At 47.1% G+C, this 21417-nt stretch carries 10 protein-coding genes; 2 read left to right on the plus strand and 8 right to left on the minus strand.

The window, feature by feature from the left end:
* The first annotated feature begins 9 nt into the window (after positions 1–9).
* Entirely contained in the window at positions 10–1095 is a 1086-nt protein-coding gene (locus tag JT717_RS11185) for an endo-1,4-beta-xylanase (RefSeq protein WP_205510557.1), read from the plus strand.
* A 40-nt stretch (positions 1096–1135) separates the two neighbouring features.
* Positions 1136–2263 carry a redoxin family protein gene (locus tag JT717_RS11190; protein WP_205510558.1) on the plus strand — a complete coding sequence of 376 codons (1128 nt, stop codon included), beginning with the start codon at positions 1136–1138 and terminating at the stop codon, positions 2261–2263.
* A 36-nt stretch (positions 2264–2299) separates the two neighbouring features.
* On the opposite strand, the gene JT717_RS11195 is transcribed toward JT717_RS11190, so the two are convergent.
* From JT717_RS11195 to JT717_RS11230, 8 genes are all read right to left on the minus strand, one after another.
* Positions 2300–5134 (minus strand): TonB-dependent receptor domain-containing protein, encoded by a 2835-nt coding sequence (locus tag JT717_RS11195; protein ID WP_205510559.1) that lies wholly within the window; start codon positions 5132–5134, stop codon positions 2300–2302.
* Positions 5135–5320: 186 nt separating this feature from the next.
* A complete protein-coding gene (locus tag JT717_RS11200; protein WP_205510560.1) occupies positions 5321–8962 on the minus strand; it encodes a DUF4450 domain-containing protein in 3642 nt (1213 codons plus the stop codon).
* Positions 8963–9077: 115 nt separating this feature from the next.
* On the minus strand, positions 9078–11216 hold the full coding sequence (locus tag JT717_RS11205; protein WP_240348016.1) for a hypothetical protein: 2139 nt from the start codon (positions 11214–11216) through the stop codon (positions 9078–9080).
* Between the two features lie 112 nt (positions 11217–11328).
* Positions 11329–11760, minus strand: a complete 432-nt coding sequence (locus JT717_RS11210; RefSeq protein ID WP_205510561.1) for a nuclear transport factor 2 family protein — start codon at positions 11758–11760, stop codon at positions 11329–11331.
* A gap of 117 nt (positions 11761–11877) precedes the next feature.
* A complete protein-coding gene (locus tag JT717_RS11215) occupies positions 11878–14799 on the minus strand; it encodes a glycosyl hydrolase (protein WP_240348018.1) in 2922 nt (973 codons plus the stop codon).
* A 183-nt stretch (positions 14800–14982) separates the two neighbouring features.
* On the minus strand, positions 14983–16173 hold the full coding sequence (locus JT717_RS11220) for an oligogalacturonate lyase family protein (protein WP_205510562.1): 1191 nt from the start codon (positions 16171–16173) through the stop codon (positions 14983–14985).
* Positions 16174–16271: 98 nt separating this feature from the next.
* Positions 16272–17777, minus strand: coding sequence for a RagB/SusD family nutrient uptake outer membrane protein (locus JT717_RS11225; RefSeq protein WP_205510563.1), 1506 nt, complete (start codon positions 17775–17777; stop codon positions 16272–16274).
* 125 nt (positions 17778–17902) lie between these two features.
* Positions 17903–21139, minus strand: coding sequence for a SusC/RagA family TonB-linked outer membrane protein (locus tag JT717_RS11230; protein ID WP_205510564.1), 3237 nt, complete (start codon positions 21137–21139; stop codon positions 17903–17905).
* Between the last annotated feature and the right edge of the window lie 278 nt (positions 21140–21417).

Consider the following 21417-nt stretch of genomic DNA (forward strand, 5'->3'; position numbering starts at 1 on the left):
TATGCATATATGAAAAAGTTATCCATAGTCTGCCTCGCGCTCCTGCTGCTGTCTCATCTTCCGGCAGCAGCGCAAAACACCAGCACCAGGGGGCTCAAAGATTATTATATAAATTATTTTCCCATTGGGGTAGCAGTTAGTCCGCGCTCATTAACAGGTGCTGATGCGGAACTGATCACCCGGCAATTCAATAGCATCACCCCGGAAAATGCCATGAAAATGGGTCCTATTCACCCGCGGGAGGATTTTTACAATTGGGCGGCGGCTGATTCCATTGTGAATTTTGCCCAACGGAATGGCATGAAAGTACGGGGCCACACCCTGTGCTGGCATGAGCAAACACCTGGCTGGCTGTTCAAAGATGCTGCAGGTAACACCGTCAGTAAAGATGTGCTGCTGCAACGGCTGAAAAACCATATTACCACTGTGGTGAACCGGTATAAAGGAAAGATCTACGCCTGGGATGTGGTGAATGAAGCAGTCGACGATGCCAGCAGCAGGGTATTGCGTAATTCATTGTGGTATCAGATCTGCGGGGATGAATTTATAGTAAAGGCTTTTGAATATGCGCATGCAGCTGATCCCAATGCCCAGTTGTTTTACAATGACTACAATACAGAGCGGCCTGAGAAAAGGGAACGGATCTACCAGTTGCTGAAAAAACTGGTGGATGCCAAAGTACCCATTCATGGCGTAGGCTTACAAGGCCATTGGTCAATTTATGAGCCTTCTGAAAATGAGCTGCGTGCGGCCATTGAAAAATTTTCCTCCCTTGGATTAAAAGTACAGGTCACAGAGCTGGATATCTCTGTGTATCCCTGGGAAAAGAACCGTCGCGCCAAAAGGCCGGATGAAAATGACAGCTTCACGGCCGAACGGGAGCAACAGCAACTGGAGCAATACAAAAAAGTTTTTCGCATTTTCCGGGACTATAAAAATGTGATCACCGGTATTACGTTCTGGGGTGTGTCTGACCGGCGTACCTGGCTGGATGAATACCCGGTAAATGGCCGGAAGAACTATCCTATGCTCTTCGACCAGGAACGGAAACCGAAAAAGGCGTTTGAGGCTGTAGTGTCCTTTAAGCAGGAATGATCTTCCTTAAAAAATCGTAACTTTTAAGAAATAATCGCTCATGAAAGGATTGTTTCTTCGGCTGCTATTGCCTGCGATACTACCGCTTGCTGCCTTATCCCAGCATACAAACGAGGAACACAAAACACTTGCCATAGGCTCCCCCGCACCCGATTTCAAATTACCGGGTACGGATGGTAAAACCTATACCTTATCCACTTTCAGGAATGCGGATGTATTGGTTATCATTTTTACCTGCAATCATTGTCCAACCGCCCAGGCCTATGAAGACCGCATCATTCAGCTGACCAAAGACTATAGCGCCAAAAACGTCGCCGTGGTGGCTATAAGCCCCAATGATCCAAGGTCTGTGCGATTAGACGAATTGGGTTACACCGATATGAGTGACTCTTTTGAAGAAATGAAGATCAGGGCCCGAAACAAGAAATACAATTTTCCCTATTTATACGATGGAGATACCCAGGCCAGCGCCAAAGCGTACGGGCCGGTTGCCACACCGCATGTATTTATCTTCGATAAAACGCGCAAACTGCGTTACCAGGGCCGTATCGACAATGTAGAAAAACCAGGTAAAACACCTACGGAACTAAACACCCGCGATGCTATTGAGGCCCTGCTGCAAAACAAACCGGTAGCCGTTGAAACCACTAAAGTATTCGGCTGTTCCGTTAAATGGGCCGATAAAAATGCACTGGTAAAAAAAGGATTTGAGGAGTGGGCCAAAGAACCGGTCACGCTGAATTCAATAGACGAAGCAGGGTTGAAAGAGTTAGTGAAAAACAGTTCAGACAAATTACGTTTGATCAATGTCTGGGCTACCTGGTGCGGCCCCTGTGTTACGGAATTCCCGGAATTTGTTTCGATCAACCGGATGTACCGGCGCCGGGATTTTGAATTTATCAGCATCAGTGCCGATGATCCTGGCAAAAAAGACAAAGTATTGAAATTCCTGCAGCAACAGCAGGCATCGAATACCAATTACCTGTTTTCATCAGATGATAAATACAAACTCATTGAAGCCATTGATCCCAAATGGCAGGGCGCCCTGCCTTATACGCTACTGGTAGAACCTGGTGGTAAGATCATCTATGGCAAACAGGGACCGATCGATCCGGCGGAGATCAAACGGATGATTGTAGATAATCGCTTAATAGGAAGATTCTATTAATGGTAACGTTTCGTTGACGCTGCGGCGGGCGAAAGACTAGTTCTGCCTTCCCCCTCTTTGCCTGTTCTCCCTGCCAAGGAACATCCCTTTGCCGAAATTCTTAAAGTTGTACATAAAGCTCACAAGGAAGAAACGTTGCAGTACACGGGTGTAGGTATCTTCAATATAATTATCACCTACCGACCGGTTAATGCTTTTGTTCTGGTTCAACAGGTCAACACCACTGATCCGCAATTCGCCATTCTGCTTTTTAAATAACAGGCAGGAAACATAGGCATTCCATAACGGGATGGGCTGGTTGAATCCCTGCGCGCGGCCGGTATTGACATAATAATCAAAATCGTTGTTGATCATTATCCGTTTGAAGATGGTGTAGGTTATATCAATTGAATAATGCTGATCGAAATATTTGTAGTTTAAATTTTTCTGCACACTGTATTGCGCATCGTTGTAGTTATAACTGGCATTCGCCTGCAGATCGAGCTTATCCTGGATAAAATAATTAAATGAAATGCGCTGGCCAAGGGTCCGCGTATAATTATAATTCTTAACAGCATCCAGTTCGCTTACATCCCGGCTTTGCCGCAAAGTACTGGTGAGGTTTAAATTCACCGGACTGCGCCGGCCGGTGGTCACTTTTTTCAGGGGAATGCCAATAGTACCTGAAACATTGAAACTCTGTGCGCCGTCGAGGTTCACCGGTTTGGTCAACAACACACCGGTATCAAGCGTACTGATGCCGTTCACGATCTTGTCGCTGATGATACTGCCGCCGGCATTGATATTCAGGTATAGAAAATTTGTAAGATTGAATGTACTGTAAGTAAGATTGATGTTATGGGTGAACTCCTGTTTCAGGTCGGGATTACCAGTGCGAATGTTCAGCGGATTGCTCACATCCTCCACTGCCTGCAACTGGCTGATACTGGGAGCCCGCGTGCTGCCCCGGTAATGAAAACGCAGGTTCTTCCGGGGTTTTGGGTTCCAGTTAAAAGAAGCGTTCGGAAAGAAATTGGTATAGGTTTGACGCATCGTGCTATCCTTACCGGTAGTAGCCCGGTTGCTCAGGTTTTCCAGGGAGGCGAAATTCACCGCGCCGCCGAACTGATAGTTAAACTTCTCCTTTTTGACCCTGAAATTGGTTCCCAGCCTGCTGGCGGTGAACAGGTTCTCAAAATAATTGGTTTGCTGTTTATTGATACTATCGAAATCCATGGTGGTGGAATCGTAATCATAGGTATCACGGTCGCTGTTGCTGCGATTGATAGTGTATGCATAGTTCAATTCCCAAACCATACTGGAATCTATCATTTCAGTAACTGAAGTACTGAGCGTATTATTAAAGGAACGCGTCAACTGATCGTTGCGTTGCTGACGATTGTTTATGCGGTTCAGTGTGCCATCGGCATTGTAGAAATAATAAGGCGACATATTTAACCCATGGCCGTCACTACCATTCAGCGCCGTACTCCAACCCAAGGTAAAGGTACGGCCCGGTTTACGGAAGCGGTGGCGGAACAGGAAATCATTGGTAAAACTTTTTCCCTCCCGGTTATTCGAGCGATCGTTTACACCTTCAATCGCTTTGTATTTCATTTTCGGGCTCGCTGATTCGGTAATTAATGAGTCGTAATTGGACGACCTGGCTTTTTGCAGGTTTAAGGTGGGGGTTACCAGCAAAGAATTCATGCTGTCGATTTCATATTCCAGCCTGAAGCCAAAGCGGTGATTGACATTCGTATTTGAGCTGTTGGAGGTTGCGTTTGTATTGGCTGCCGAGTCATTGGAGAAAAAGTTTTGCCTAAAGCTCTCACTGAAATTAGTGGTGGTTGTTTGCGAAACAAAATAGCTGCCGGTAAATTCAACTTTAGCGCCCCACCGGTCACGGAAATTAATACCCGTACTCCATGACCTGGTATTCCCGTTATTGGCAGCAGGGCCCCCGCCAACCGCAGCCCGGCCGCGGCCTCCGCCGCCACGGCCACCCCCTGCATTGCCCATGCCACCCATAGCGCTCACGAGGTCGTTATTGGTAAATCCAACCCGGTTAATGTTATTGGCGCCGCCTAGTATGGAGATCTGCCGGTCGTTATTGAACATATTGAAGGAAGCACTTCCTTCATACCGGTCACTTGTACCTGCCGATGCGCTGGTGCGGCCAAAAACACCTTTCTTGCGATCTTTCTTCAGCTTGATATTGATGGTGCGTTTGCGGCTGCCATCATCTATTTTAGTGAACTTCGCCTGATCGCTCATATCATCGAATACCTGCACCGCTTCTACCATTTCCGATGACAGATTTTTGGTGGCCAGCTTTGGATCATTGAGAAAAAATTCCTTTCCATCCACATAGATCTTGGTGATCTCTTCCCCCTGCGAAGTGATATTGCCGTCCTTGTCTACTTCAACACCGGGCAGTTTTTTAAGCAGTTCTTCAACAGTGGCATTGGGTTTTGTTTTGAAAGAACTGGCCTTGAATTCGATCGTGTCTTTTTTTATCGATATGGGCGGTGCCTGTACCACTACACTGCCCAGCATAGCCGATGTATCGAGCGACATGAATACAGTATCCATGTCCATAACAAATTGCGTTTGGGTAATGTCGAGGTTCTTTTTATAAGGCGCATAACCGGTAAATGTAATGCCCAGCTCATATTTTCCTGTTTTCAGGTTTTTGATCTCGAATGAACCTGTTTTATCAACTACGGCAAAACCAATGGCTGATGAATCAAGAGGATCGATGATCGTAACTGTAGCATCGGGTAAAGGCAGCTTATTCATAGCATCCACTACCTTACCGCTTATTTTATTTTGTGCAGTAACAAATTGAGCTGTACATAATAGTAAAACAAAAAGGGTAAGAAACCGCATGCAATCTTATTTGGTTAACTCCATTGAATTTTAAATTGACGACAGAACACCCCGAAAACTGCTCAGCTCAGTTAATATTTATGACATGATAACTATTTACCATAAATAAAACCCGCACATGCCGCGGGTTCAAGACGAAGCATTTTTTGAAAAAGTGGCACGGGATTAAAAAAATATTAGAAGATATTAGCGGGCAAGGGTAACACTCATTAGTCCGACGACCACGTCATTGGCGTGCGTATGGAGGCTGATAGATTTAAGTTCTTTTCCAGGATCGAGCGGCATATCGAGGATGGTAGCGGCGCCGCCTTCAATAGCCATATTCGAGAAGCCTTTTATAGTAGTGTATTCGGCTGCGGATGTATATACTTTTCCCGTTTTCAATTGCAGGCGGAGCGGACGCGGTGCATCAGTTGTAAAACCAAGCCCATCGATAAAGTAGTCCTGCTCAATTGGCCACCAGTTTTGCGGGTTCACGAGGGCCAGCGTATCTGCTGTACCATCTTTGTAATGCACTCTTAGCTCAGCGTTTAGCAGCCTGGTTTGCATTGGGTTAGTAGAACCGGCCATTAAATAATACACATGACTGGCGCGGCCAGACACCGGCACAATAGCCGAATCGGGATAATTATCCCATTTAGACGTGAACACAATATTTTTCGCCAATGTGTCGGCAGGTGTTGCAAAAGGGATCTGTTGGGGCAACACTAATTCATTATTCTGGGCCGCCTTACGTAAACCTGCATCGTCAATAAGCGGCTGTACCAACGGATAACACCAGTTGCCAATGCCCTGCACCGGTAATTGTAATGTGGGTGATTGTGGCCGGGGCGACAAATACGCCTGCCTGAAAATATTGCTCACCTTATCATTGAACAATGACGACAGATCCACTTTTTCAAAATGGGTGTTGTAGCTGGCAGATACCTGCCAGTTTAAAATCAGGGTATCGGTATATTGCCCATCCTCCCATTCAAATCGAACATGGTTATTACCCGGCACAAGAAAGCTGGGAGGGATACTGATGACATCGCTTAATGCGTTTGCTGCTAATTGTATCGATTGAGGATAAGCAGCCGCATTGGCATTTACGAGGATCTTACCGGTTTTTGCAGCACCATTATTTTTAAGCTGGAACTGTATCTGTTGATCATTGGAATTATCGGCTGCAATAATTTCAACCGGTTGTTTTACTTCAAAAGCAAGAGGATGCCACCAAACCATTTCACCCTGCCTTAACTGGATGAATGCGGTCTTATGACCAGTTGTGCCCTGAATGGTCGCCTGCACCTGGTTACTCGTCAACATAATATTCTGTAGAACCTGTTGCGGATCGAAGATGGATTGAATAAAGCCGGCAGGAGCAGCGGCTGTTAATTGTGCTCCCTGCGCATATATACTGTCGTACCGCATGGGTGCAACCGGGGCGCCTGCCCATTTAATGAGGATCGTATATTGTTTGGCTTTGCCGGTGGCAATTTCGATCACTGGTTCACCCACTGCGTCTGGTAAACTATGCCAGTTGACCGCCTGGCCGTTTACCGTTACCGATTCAATGGCATCTTTCCATGCCCGTACGCGCAATTGCAGGTTCATGGAACGCGGAAAAGAAGGTTTGAGGATATATTGATCGGCAGCAGTGGTTCTTTTAAAATCAAGCGTTATATCAGGCGTTTGCAGGAAAGCTGTTTTCCAGGCAGCAGGCCAACCGGGTTTTATGGTCAATGTATCCCTCAGCGCATCTGGTAGAATACCAAACAAGCCTTCTATTAAGGACCGGCCGGCCATCCCGATGGGATCGGCAAAATCACGGTATAACTCGCCCCGGATGGCATCATAATAAGACAGCTGTTGAAATCCGCCCGGGCTTGAAGACAGGTACATACTTTCCACAAGGGCGCTTTTCCATAACCGGTAGGCGGCTTCCGAGCGGTTACCCTGCCAGTAGGCCAATGCCGTGTGCAGGTTTTCCGCCAGTGCTACATTGTTCAGGGACCAGGTATAAGGCTGCCAGTTGGTAGTGGTTAACAGGTAAAAACTTGAATCGCGTAACCCTTTTGCAGAAACAGGAATATGCGGAATGGATCTATCTACATAACGTAAGGCCTGGTATGTTTTAAATGCATCGGGCAGCCTGCCATCAATAGCGTGATAAATGGTCCACAGGCCTGCAGCAGGATGTAATAATTTTTCGCCGAGCGCATCCCTGAATTCAGCATACCAGCCCAGCTCCGGCATCCAGAGCTGGTTGTTCACGGCATCGTATATTTTATTGGCTTCGCTTTGATAAGGAGCAGGATCTTCGCCCACAACAGGCGCCAGTTGTGCTGCTACCAAATGCGCCCGGTAATTATAGGCGGAAGAATGGGTAACGGCCCCTCCACTGTATTGCAGGGCGTCACTCGCCCAAATGCAACAATAAGCGTCGTAAAGACCATCATTATCCACATCAAAATTCCTTTTCTCCCAGGCTAAATGCCGTTTCAATAACGGCCATTGCTCTTTTATATAAGCTGAATCGCCGGTATAAAAAAAATGAGTCAGGAGCTGGTCGACAAATACAAGGTTCATGTCGTAGTGGTGTGGACGCATATCTCCATTGGGATTACGGCAGATATAGCCGCTGCTGAACATGGAGGTGCCCATTTTTTCCAACTGCCGGGCAAGATGCAGGGCCGTATCAAAAACAACGGGTCCGCTGGCCGGAGTAGTTACCTGTGACAAAGCATAACTGCTGAAATGCGTCCGGGCACGGTCGTGCCAGCCCAATACATCAGCCACGTAAGCGCCGCGCCAGGCGGGTAAACGCATACGCCAGGCAACGGCTCCGTGCAAATAAGTGGGCGATTCCCAGATACCATCTGCGGCTACACTTAATGCGCCCCCTAATGTATTTATCCAACTGTCAGGCGTTACGATGGTGATGCGGCTCGCCAGTTTTTTGCGGGCTGCTTCGGCGGCATGAAATGTTGCCGCCAGGCTGCTGTATGTGCCTTTGACCGTATCGGTCGCTTGTATCAAAAAATAAAAAGCGCCGGGAGCGGCAGGCAGTTTACCGGCAATGGCCGGAGTGGTTGTGTCTTTACTCTGATATAGAACGAGTGGGTTCTCCTGCTGCGCTGCATCTGTTAACCGCATATCAGAAGCCGGTGGCACGATAGCGGATAGATGGCGGCCGGTTCCATAAACAAGATGAAAACTGTTATTAGTGATCGTATAACGATTGTCTTTACAATACTCCGGTTTTAAATAAAAAGATGATTCGGGATCAGCGCCTATGTCACCATCCCGTGAGAACTTTTTTCCGGTAGCCCCGCCAAAGGCCCAGCACAAGCTTACTTTATTGCTTACGTTTACAAACTGGCTCTTAAGGATCATACCTTCTGCATCGGCCAGTGCAAGTACCGTAATGTGCAGGGAACCGCTTCCCAGTATCGGATCTTTCACTTCATACAGCATGGAACCGGGGCGGTAAGTAGCTTTAATGGTTTTTGCTGCCGTTAACCATATGCTCTTATTACCAGCGATCAATCCCAATTTAAAATTGCCGCCCATGCCCGGCATATATAAAGCAAATTCAGGCAGGTCGCCAGCCTCTACCCGGAAGCCGGTATTGGTGCCATACAAGGCACGATTGAAACGCAGCTTTCCATTGACAGTTACGAAATCTGTTCCTTGTGGTGTGTAATGAATAGCCCGCTGCTTTATTGTACGCGATGGTTCATTAAGGACGGGCATCGACCGGTTGCCGCTTACGAATTGCCCATTGACCCCGGCAGAAATAAGGATAGCAAGAGAAGTTATGAAGTATGGAAACTTACGGAACATCGTTGGCGTACTGGTACATTGATAGATATGACAATGTTTGTTATGTATATGCTGCTTGATGCATTTGCCTGTCAGTAAGCATGCCACGGTTTAAAACCGTGGCACGCTTACATAACTAGAACATCGGTTTCAACCCTTCCCATTTCACTGTCCAGCTTCCGTCTTTCGGAAAGCCGGGGGTGGTCTTCTTATTCTGATCATAACCGGCACACATCATGGCAACCGCACTTAATAATCCACCGTTGCCGGGAAGATAAATGGTGAGGCGGTCATCCTGGTAATTATGTCCATTCACCAGGTAAGTATTTGTTTGTACAGGCATGAACAGCGCATCAATCGCTTTATCGGGCATGTTGAGCCTGGTAGCAGTCATGGCCATTAACGGAAAGTCCCAGCCCCAGGTGGTTTCCCATTTCCAAACCTTTAGAATCAGATCATAGGTGTTCTTCATGACCGTTGTATCGAGACGGTCACTGGCAGGCAGTGAGCTGTAAGCGCCCAATACGGCCGGATGATCGGTGATATAGCGTTCATTCGTATAACAATCGGGTGTGCTTTCTGTGGCCAGGTATACACCATTCGCCTGTGGCAGGGGGGCCAATTGCTTTACAATACTATCCCACTTCTTTTGACGCGGTAATCCCAGGCGCTGGCGCCATTGCTGCGCCACGGTTAGGGCCCATTGCCAGTAGGCAAGTTCGTAGGTTGGATTAAATGTTTTCACCGCATCGAAACATTCCTGTGCCGGTATTAATCCCTTGCCCAGATTGTATCTCTTTCTTTCAGCATCCCAGGTAGGGAAGGAAGCCATGAAATCGGCTGTTCCAAAAACCAGGTCTTTGTATTTATTCAATACCTTCTTATCCTTTTTGGCGCGATACGCCAATTCCGCCATATAGATCAAATGCGGTTGTTGCCAGATGAGGAAGGCGCCTACTGAAGAAGGCGCTTCAGCCCCATGATGATCAGTCATTTTTTGCCAGCGCAGGCCATCAAAGCCCTGGCGCTTCGCAAGTGCGCGGGCGCCATCGGCTACTGTAAAATACCAGTCAAGGCTTTTCTCCATCAATTCAGTTCGCCCCCACAATGCATAATGCACGGCATGCCACCAGTGCATTTCGAGATGCGGTTTTCCAAACCAGCTGTTGTAGGTCAAGCCGGTTTCCTGGGGCGGGTAAGTCGAGGCGCACTGTACCCTGGTAATGTATTGTGATAACACGATCCTTCTTTCGAGCTCCTTCGCCCGCTCGTTGCTACTTCCTGCCAGATCTACAGCACCTCCGCTTTTCCAGAATTTCATCCATTGAGCGTTGCTGCTCATCTTTGTTTCAATATAGGAAGGAACTGTTTTTTGTAAGGCCGGACCAAAATAGAACGAAGCCTGAAAATCGCCTGATCCTGCCGGTGGTTGCACAATACAATCATGCTGCCGGCGCATGTTAATCGAAGCAGCCCTGCTAAAAGTGTATTGTACATAGTAAGTGGTAGTATCGAGCGTTCTGCGGATGGCGCCCCCAAACGATGCCGGTTTGTATAGCTCTGAGCGATGTTTGGAGCTATCGCCTTCAAATGTGCCTACATCTTTGAATTCTCCATTGGGATATGGAAAATGCAAACGGATGGCGATACGTTTCTCAGCCAGGAGCGGTGAATTGATGGATACGGCTATTCCATCCTGTTCCTGGTGTGCAAAGGTTGATACCACTACCGGCACCTCTTCTACGGTGAAACTGCTTTTCAGTTCTCCGGTCCACATATCCAGCTGCTGATCGATGTTCTGAATATCTTCTATGGAAGCAAGGGTTCCATTCTTTTTTGTGATCTCCAATCCGATATTACCTAATTGCAGCCGGTGTGGATTCACGCGGAAATAGTCAACGGCTTTGCGGCTGCGTTCAGGTTCTTTCACCTGCACACAATAAGTGATCTTCTTCCCGTTCAGCTCATATTCTTTAAGGGTTTCTTCCCGCCGGTAATTTTCCGTATTGGGAAAGCTGTGCCAGCCCCATTCCGACTGGGTTCCGAGGGGAACGCCCTTCTGGTAGTAGGCCGGAAAACTTTGCAATCCGGTTACATCTGCGGTAAAAGCGAATTGTCCATTACCAACGGTCAATGAGCCCAGGGGATCGGGTTTATTGATATGAATGGTATGTCTGCGTACGACGGCCTCTCTGTCGATGCCCCCTTGCTGCGCCATGCTGTTCGTTACAGCAATGCCAAAAGCCAGTATTATAAGTATTCTCTTCATCATCATGAATGGTCAATGGTCAATGGTCAATTAATAAATCTATTAGTTTAATAACTGGCAGCTTACCATCTAAGAACTTTGAACTTTAGACTCTGAACTAAAATCTGTGAACTATAATCTAAGGAACTTTAACAGCCTGCCTGGCAAGCAATTTCCATTGTCCTTTTTGTTTTTGCCAAACCAGCAGGATATTCAGTTTAACACTGCCGGGATTGCCGCTGTCGTTGGTCGTTGCAGCCAATACATGCCGTACGATCGCTGCATCGCCGGATACAGACACAGTTTGATTGGAAAGATCAATCGTTACAAAATCTGATTTTCCCGTAACAATATTTTCTACAAACTGGGTTTTATCTTCTACGCGCCCGCTGCTATGGCCATAACTTAACTGATCGGCGGTTATTTGCTGCAGTCCGGTTTTATCGCCATCGATCATGGCTTTACGCAATTTTTCCACAGCGGCAGTTACCGCTGCTTCCTGTTTATTTTGGGCCAACGCGGCATTCATAATTCCGGTCAACACCATGAGGTACATGAATCGTTTGATCATATTGTTCATTTTAATGGTTTGATAATTGTACGATGGTCATTACTAAAGTTTCGAATTTACTTCATACCATTCAACCAGCCAACAATCAAACCATCCATCTATTCAACCCTGTTATCACTACTGTAAAGGCGTGAGGGTTACAGGTCCTAATAAGCCCGATACTTCCGGTTGCCATTTTGCCGCAGTGAATAAACCATTCGCTGCCCGGTTTTCGGGCAGCCTTGCCGGGAAATTCGTATTATAGAACTTCTTCCAGGGAACACCCCGTTTTTCAAGATCGATAATGCGATTGGTCATGCCATTGCTCACTTTTATTTCCAGCAGGTTATCCGATTGTAACAGACCAGCGGGTATGGTTATCCGGTACATGGGCCCCAGGACCGTGGCGATGGTTTTACCGTTCAGCGCCACTTCGGCGCTCCATGCCACCTTGCCGAGGTCAAGCGAATAGGCTGGCGCCGCTGTCGATGGTTTTGCAAAATGAATGCTGTATCGCGCTGTACCGGCAAATGTGCTGGCGGCACTATCGGGTAACTCCGTCCAACTGCCTAATGTATTAATGGTTGTTGCTTTCGGCAACCCCGGACCGCCGCTGATGAACTGCAGGTCCCAGGCTCCTTTGATCTCCGCAGCTTCACCCGCCGCTGAATAATAGGTATAGGGCTGGCCCTCTAATGTAGTAGTGGACGTTTGCAGCACACAGCTTTCGCCGGGTTCCAACTGCAGATACACTTCCAGCAGGTTATTTACAAGCCTTGTTTTGGCAATGCCGGTTTGTGCCTGCATAGGATCGAATACAATTGCGCTCACGGCTTTGCGGTTCAGGGCCGCCCACTGCACGACGCGTTTGCCTGAGGTATTGCTGATAAAATAATAATTACCGCCATTGATACTCCGGCGAATACATTGCAAACCGGCCTTGTACATGGGCTCCGGCGTTACATTGACTGCTGCCAGCAGCTGTTCAAGATCTTCTCCTTTATAAAAAGCGCCTGTACCGGTTATTGTTTTTTGCAATCCGCCTTCCGTAACAAATTCCAATGTAGCGCTTAGATCCCTGAACTGTTTTTGCCGGCTTTCCAGCTGCCCGTAGCCAGGTACCCCTTCTGGCAGCTCTTTGTACACAATGATCCTTGCGCCCGCTTTTGCCAGCGCTACCAGTTTCTGTAATGTTGGAAGGGGCAAATATTTCGTATTGGCCAGTACGATGGTGCGGTAAGTGCCACCGGGCGTTTTTAATAGAGAACCGCTGGTGTTTACCAGCGCTAACTGTTTATCGGAAATGAAATCAAAAGCATAGCCTTTTTGCAGCATTTGCTCTGCCACCTTATTAAAATCGGTATGTTCAAATCCTTTCATGCCATCGTAATGGTGTAACAGGTCACGGCCTGGTGTAGAGTTACGATCGCTGAAGGGAAAATATAAAAGAACGTCATTATCAGGTTTACCGCTTTGCAGAAAAGACTGGCAGCGGGTTACATAATTATTTAGGGTACCAAAGTCTTTCCAGAACGGATGCACCGGTTGAAAATGTACAGCTGCATAGAATAACCAGCCTGGCCATGGATCCGTGATGGGCGAATAACTGGTACCGTGGTAAATGATATGGTTCACGCCACCGATAAAGTATTTGTCGATCGATTCTTTTACGTCGCCCAGGTTCGATTTGAAATGTTCATTCAACCAGGTGGCCGCTTCTGCGGATGCCAGCGGCTTGCCCAGGATATGTGAAGCGGATACCGCAAATTTAAAGCGCAGCAATTCGGTGCCCTCTGTTTCGGGAATATCTACCACGCCGTAACAATCCAGGATGTTGGCCGGTGAACCGTGCGACTGGTTACGTACTATTTTTCCCTTAGCCTGCGCCCATTTGTGCCAGGGAATGGTAAATTTTTCGAGTAAGAGATCGGCAATGGTCTGGCGATAATCATACAATATCCGCAAACTGGTTTCATCGCGCTCCTTTTTTAACAATTGTGGTAAAAACATTTTCAGATCATAGCCGCGGCGGCGTTTAAATTCTTCAAAGAAAGCAGGCGTATAATTGCTTTGTCCGCGCGCATCATCTACTTCATAGGAATCGTTAAAAAAGCCGCGTAACCCGCTAAGGTCGCTGCCGGCAAAGGCTTTATCGAACCAGCTCAGGTATTTCTTGATCGCAGTTTCAGAAAAATGGTCAATAGCGTTGCCTTCAGCGCCTGGAGCAGCCCTTTCCACCATTTTACCATGCCAGCCCATGAATAGCGCGTATACCGTCCAGTTACCGGATGGCGCCTTCCAGTTCAATATACCCTTTGCATCTACTTTCGTTGTGAGGTCAATGGCCTGGCCTTTGTCGCCATAAGCCATTATTACCTGTAGTGGCAGGTTCTTTTTATATTTCAACTGGTCGATAGCCAGTGCCTGCAGGTTTTTATTGGCAAACACAGGCTCGGCCAGTTTTGTAGCATCTTTAAAATGTGCATAGTTCTTCAATGCGGCAGCGACAGATGAATTTCCGCCGGCATATAAACCGCTCTGACCGGCCAGTGTATTACCAATGGCATCGAGGTAGGGTTGCTGCTCAAAAGCGATCGGTTCGTTGATGCTTTCCCCAGCTTTTACCGACCAGGTTTTGTACACAAGATCTTTGCAGGCCTCTGCATCACCGATCAACGGCCCGCCCCCAAATGGCCAGCCGCTGCCGGTAGCCATATCGATCTGCATATTCAGCCGTTTGGCTTCTTTCAGGGTATGTGAGAAGACCTGCATCCATTGGGGTGATAGATAATCTATAAACTGATCTTCATAGCCTGCCACGCCATAGATGGGTGTAATCTCCAGGCCGCCCAAACCAGCGGCCGCATACTGCTCCATATTGGCAGTAAGGTCTTTTGAAGTAACGGCGCTGCCCAACCACCACCAGCGGGTCCAGGGTTTTGTAACTGCATGTACAGCAGGCCATTTGATCTGTGCCTCAGTGCTGATGACCGTTATTAGCAATGCTACTGAGTATATAATATTCCTTATCATCTGTGCATGTATGTTGGTGAATTGCATTTGCTACCGGTTACATGGCAACTGGTAACTGGTAACCGGCAAGTGGTAACCATCTTATAGCAAGTAAGAATTTCCAGTCGCAACTCGCTCCCGGATTACCTGCCGCTTGTAAGGCTGGTCGATCGTGTATTCCCACTAGCCACTCACCACTTGCTGCTAGCTTTAGTTTAACAGGAATTCCTTTTAGATCTTGACAGCATACACCTGCGTGCTTCCTTCAAAATTCGCTCTGAAGATGATCCATTTTCCATCGGGCGAAAAATGTACGTTGGGTTCCAGCTTATAATTGTGGTGTTGCATGTTCACCAGTTTCTCTGCTTTAAAATGATCGCCCTCCGGTTTAAACAAATAGATCCATCTGCCATCAGGGGCTTTTGCTACCTGGCCGGGATCACCGCCGTCGCCGGCAAATAATTGCTGATCGGGCGAGGTGGTAAAGTGAATGCTCCACTCATTGCGGTCGAGTTTATACTTTTTCTCTTCCAGGGTTTTTACATTTACACCCGCTACGAAAAATGTACTGCCACGTGGTTGTTGCAGATCGAACCAAATGGTTTTACCATCGGGCGAAAACCATTCATGACCGGCAATTTCCATGTCCATGGTGCGTTTGTGCATCAGCTTTGCTTTGTCTTTACTGGCATTGCGAATATCAACGGTCCAGATACGGTCCACCTTATGCCAGGGACCTTCGTGGCAGAACATTAACAAATTAGGGTCGGTTGAAGAAAACTGCACATGGTTTAACCAGGCGCTGTCCGTAAACAGCCGCTTCAGCTGTTTGTTATTAATGTCAATAACAAACAGGGTACGGGGTAAACGGGCCTCGTAAATTTTCTGAAAGTAATCGTGTTTCGCGGGATTCTTCCTGTAGATCTCTTTTTCAGCATCGGTGCTATGATAGCCGGCCAGCAGGCTTTCATCGGCATTTACGGTCGTAACGCTGGCTTTAAAACCGGCAGGGAATACAAATACCAGTTGGGTATTTTTTGTATCGATATTAGTTACAAACACACTGTCTTTGATCTGGTAATAGACGTTACGTCCTTTTGCACTTACGATCTCCCCATTCATCGGAGTGCCCTGGTGGGTAATTTGCTCCAGCTTACGCATTTTGAGATCTACCGTATATAACTGCCGGCCATGGGAACTGTCGGTACTGTAGAAAACCATTTTATTACCAACAAAGGGATTGTTGTGAAAATAAAAGCTGGCATTATCACCCGGTTTGTTGGTCAGCCGTACAATCATATGTTTTGTGGAAGCATCGATCCATGTATCTGGCATTGGTTTCCGCGATCCGGTTTCCAGAACAGGCTGTGCCAATGATGTGAGGGAGATGGCGCTGAAAAATGCAAACAATATTTTATTCATATAGTAGCTGTTTATATAAAAAGTCCGGAAGACAATTACAAGGGATGTAAATTGTTCCGGACTTTTTTATTTACCTGGTTGCATTACATGCAATCCGTTTAGTATCCTTTGTTCTGTTCGTATAAGCCCGGCTTTACATCCAGTTCCGATTGGGGTATTGGATATAAGATGTAATTTTTATCAAAAGGTTGCATTACGCGCTGTACATCTTCTGTTGCTATCCATGCGGGTATTACCGTTTCCACCAATCCGCTGCGTACGAGATCGTGCCAGCGGCTTCCTTCAGCAGCAAACTCTTTTCTTCTCTCTTCCATCAATTGTGGAAGCGTTATATTAGCCACCGGCCCCAAACCAGCGCGATTCCTCACCTGGCTCACTATGTTATCTACATCGGTTTGTGAACCCGGTGCTCCTTTGAGGATACATTCTGCTTTTAACATCAACACATCTGTAAAGCGCAATACGATAAAATTGATCGGCCAGTCGAGCCGGTTATTCTTGGGCACTTTTGTAATGTCGATGTATTTTTTGAAAAAGGAACGGCTTTCAGGAATGCCGCTAGCGGTATAACCAGATTGAATGGTAAAGGCTTTGCGGTTATCAGCGGCTTCATAAGAATTCAGGAGATTGTTCGCGACGGGCCTGATGGTTAAACCGCCCTGCGTTCCCAGGCCAAGTTCCTGGAACCAGTTATCCGGAGCAAGCAGCCAGGGGAAAGTACCACCTGTTATAGGATTCGATCCGTTGTTATACTGTACATCAAATACAACTTCCGCATTGTTCTCATTCGTATAAGAAAAGATATCGGTATACTTAGCCAGGAAAGAATATTTTTTGCTGTCGATGATCTCATTCAACAAGGTAAGCGCCTGGCTCCATTCATTTAAACCCAAACCAGGTCCGTCAATACCATAGGTGGGGCCCGAGCGGGTCATATGAACCAATGCAAGTATTCCTTTTGCTGCATATTTGGTAGCCCGTCCTTTATCCGCTGCATCTTTGTACGCATCGGGCAAATTGTCAGCAGCGAATTTCAGATCATTCATAATGAAAGTATACACTTCAGGCACCGGGCTTCTGCCAATTTCCAACGCTTCATTAGCCAGCACGGGATGGTCGATGATCGGTAGTTTACCGAACCATCTTACCAGGTCAAAATAAAAGAAGGCGCGCAGGAATCTGGCTTCTGCTTCCAGGCGGGTCCTTAAAGCAGCATCAGCAATGATACTTTCACCTTTCAAAGCTAATTGTTCCAGTACCTGGTTGGCTCTGGAAATGGCACTAAAATTTCCGGTCCAGGCTTCTGCTACGTATGCATTGCCGGCAATTGTTTTATGAAAACTGTTGATGCCCTCCCACTCACGAACACCACCGTCTGATACTGCATATAAATTGTCTGACCTGGTCTCCGATAAATTCAACAATCTGTCGGGATAGGTTCTCAATCCGTTATATGCTGCGTTTACGCCTTGTACAAAATCAACTGTTTGTTTATAAAAAGTTTCGGTAGGTGCGTCTGAAATAGGTAACTGATCCAGCTTTTTTTCACAGGCGCTCAGGAAACCCACGGCTGCGATCAATGAAATTCCAAGTATTTTTTTCATCTGAAAATATTTATTGTGTTTTTGCCAGATCGAACTTTCCATGGCCATCCGCCAGTTGGCAGATCCCTTCGTGTCATCTTGAAATTTTTGCCATGGACGTCTCATATCGATTTCAGTTATCGGCATTAAAAAGAAAAGTTTACACCCAGGATCAATGATTTCGGCAAAGGCAAACCACCATAATCGCCTGGTTCCAGATAAAATTCGTTGCCACTCAGGTCGGTATTATTAGCCTCAGGGTTCAACCCGCCTTTGTATTTATCATGGCCAAAGAAGTTCTCGGCAGTGATGAACACCCGGGCTCCCTGCACGATATTCTTCGATTTGATTAAGCGGTTGAGGTCATAACCAAGGGTGATCATGCGAACACGGATATAATCAGAAGAATATAACCAGTCGGTATTCGCGATCTGTCCAAAGGTTGAATAGGCTTTACCTACTTTTCCTGCACCGGGATTATCCGGTGAACGCCAGCGGTCGCGATAGAAACCTAATGCATTATCAACTACCCCCTGTCCGGTTCTGCCCAGGGCGCGTCCCAACAGCGAATAGATGGATCCGCCTCTTTGTCCCTGAACCAGCACGGTCAGATCAAATCCATTCCAGCGAACATTATTGGTGATACCATACACGTAATCAGGATTGGGATGTGCTACGATCTGGCGGTCATTGAGGTCAATGACGCCATCGGGCGTAAAATCTTCGTATTTGGGATCACCTGCTTTTTGCGGCCCGAACAAAGCCACTTTTTTATCGATATCTTCCTGCGTGAGGATGCCAATTTGTTTTACTACATAAATGCTGTACATCGGCTCGCCAACACGGAGTATGGAGTGTTGCGCTCCTGCATAGGCAGAAGGGATGATGATCTGGTTTTGCCCGCTGCTTAAAGACACGATCTTATTTGTATTACGGCTCAGGTTAAGTGAAGTGGTCCACTGAACAGGTCCTTTAACAAGGTTCCGCGAAGTAAGCTCAATTTCCCAGCCTCTGTTGCGCGATGAACCGGCATTCGTAAGCTGGGTACCAAAACCGGTTACCCAGGGAATGGGCACATTCAATAATAATTGGGTGTTCAGCTTGTTGTACACATCGAAAGAAGCGCTAAGGCGGTTATTGAAAACGCTCAGGTCAACACCCATATCAAAAGTTTCAGACATTTCCCAGGTGAGATTGGGATTGGCAATTCTGCCCTGCGCCTGCGCAAGTGCAGCAGCACCATTCAGTGAATAGTTATAGGATGACAGTATCGCAACGCTGCTGTAATTACCGATATTATAGTTACCGGCTTTACCCCAGCTGGCTCTTAATTTCAGATCGTTGACAAAGGAAACACCCTTCATAAAATTTTCATCCGATACCCTCCAGCCTACCGAAGCGCTGGGGAACCAGCCCCACTTGGTATCCTTGCCAAAGCGGCTCGATCCATCACGGCGTAAACTGGCTGAAAACAAATATTTGCCGTCAAAGGAATACTGCACACGGCCAAAGTAGGAAAGCAGCACATTTCTTTGTTCTACTGTTTCCCCGGTATACCCGTTGGCTGCATTCAGGGTGATCACGTTATCTCGGTTATAACCCCCGTTAGAGGCGAGACGCTGGTTATCGTATTTTTCAGAATTATACGAGTAACCTGCCAAAGCCGAGATATCATGTACGCTGTTGATCGTTTTGTTGTACGAAAGCGTATTCTCATTTACAAAGGTGAGCTTTTTATAGCTGCTGAAGCTTCCGCTTGAACGTATGGTGAGATCTTTCTGCCGGGTAGCCAGGGCATTGGTCACCTGGTATGGCGTAAAGCTCTTGGCGTCCTGGTCGGTATTATCCAGGTTAAGGGTTGTTTTGAAGTTCAAACCCGGTAAGATCTGGTATTCGCCAAAAGCCGAAGTGATGGTACGAAAGCGTTTTGTCTCCCCGATGATCTGTTGCAACTTTGCGATAGGACTATTGGTTGAAACGCTCCATGGGTATTGACCATTATCACCTGCATTCGGATATAATCCCATGCTCTCTTCCTGTACAGGGGTCATACTCAGGAGCTGGTGAAAGATATTGTCCTTGCCTTCTACGCCCGGATCATTGATGATCGAATAGGTAGGCGCCAGGTTCAAACCCAGTTTCAATTTTTTGGTAGCATTCACTTCCACATTGGCGCGGGCGGAATAGCTGGTATAATCTGTGTTGATCACCATGCCCTCCTGTTTGGTCATATTACCCGACACATAATACCGCACTTTATCGGTACCGCCACTTACTGAAACCTGGTGGTTTTGCGTAAGGCCCTTGCGGAAAGCTTCATCCTGCCAGTCGATGAACCGCAAACCCGGATACCCTTCCTGCGCCCAGCGGGGATCGGTCATATAGTTTGTATTATATTGACCCGGTTGAATGGGGGAAGGCAGATTTTTATTGAGTAACTGGCGACGCGTTTCGTAATCGTCGCTGGCAGTGGCGCCTTTTGAACCATAATCCGCAACATATCTTGCGTTGATCATTTCTGTGGCCCGGTCGATCCATTCCTCTGCATTCAGCATATCGAGTTTTCTGCTGCGTTCTACAAATCCAACATTCCCACTGTATTCAATTCTTGCCCGGCCCGATTTACCGCGTTTTGTGGTAATGAGCACAACACCGTTGGCAGCGCGGGAACCGTAAATAGCAGCAGCAGCAGCGTCTTTCAACACCTGGATATTCTCAATATCATTGGGGTTCATATTGTCGAGCGGGTTACCGGCCGCATAATTACCGGCAGCATTTGGCGAAGCCGGCGACAGGGGAAAACCATCAACCACATACAATGGTTCGTTACCGGCTGTAATAGAACCTGTACCGCGAACCTGAATGCTGAAGCCTTTACCCAATGCGCCACTGGTTTGCTTAACGGCCACACCGGCCATTTGGCCAACCAGCGCCTGGTCGACCCTGGTTACCGGCCGCTCATCCAGCTTACTGGCATCGAACTGTACAGTAGCAGCAGTTACATTTCTTTTCTTTTGGGTTCCATACCCGATGACGACTACATCGTCGAGTGTATTTTTTTCTCCGGCCAGTATTATGGAGACAGTGCTTTTTCCGTTCAGCGCTATCTCCTGCTGAGAAAAACCAACTGAGGTGATCACGAGGCTTTCATTACCGGTAACCCCCGAAATAGAGAAGGTACCGTCCTCTCTGGCAATGATACGCTTTTCGGTACCCTTGATCTGCACCGTGGCGCCGGGCACTCCATTGCCTTTATCGTCTGTGATCCTGCCGGTAACAACCTTGCTAGCGGTGGTGTCCTGTGATCTTGCCTGAAAAATGGAAAACAGCAGTAAGAAAGATATTAACCAAATACCCTTTGGTTGAAGTTGCGGTACTCTCATATTGGCACTATTTATAGTTTACAATCGCCTGAAGTGACTAAAATTAGAATTACCTGTTCCAACGTTCATCCTGTTCCATCCTGTCTAAATACAAAAAGGTAACCCAACACTTGCGCAGGCAGTGCCTGTTAATTGTCATCGAAACATTTCCGGGAACGATTGCATAATTCAACCCAGGGAATCCGATGCTTAAGAAAGGTTTGTCGTTCGGGAATTTTAATTTTAATTTAATTAGCACAGATCGTCAGCGTATCAGGCCGCGTAGTCGCATTGGCCGT

Origin of the sequence: Longitalea arenae (assembly GCF_016924755.1) — a bacterium.
GTDB classification, from domain to species: Bacteria; Bacteroidota; Bacteroidia; order Chitinophagales; family Chitinophagaceae; genus Niastella; species Niastella arenae.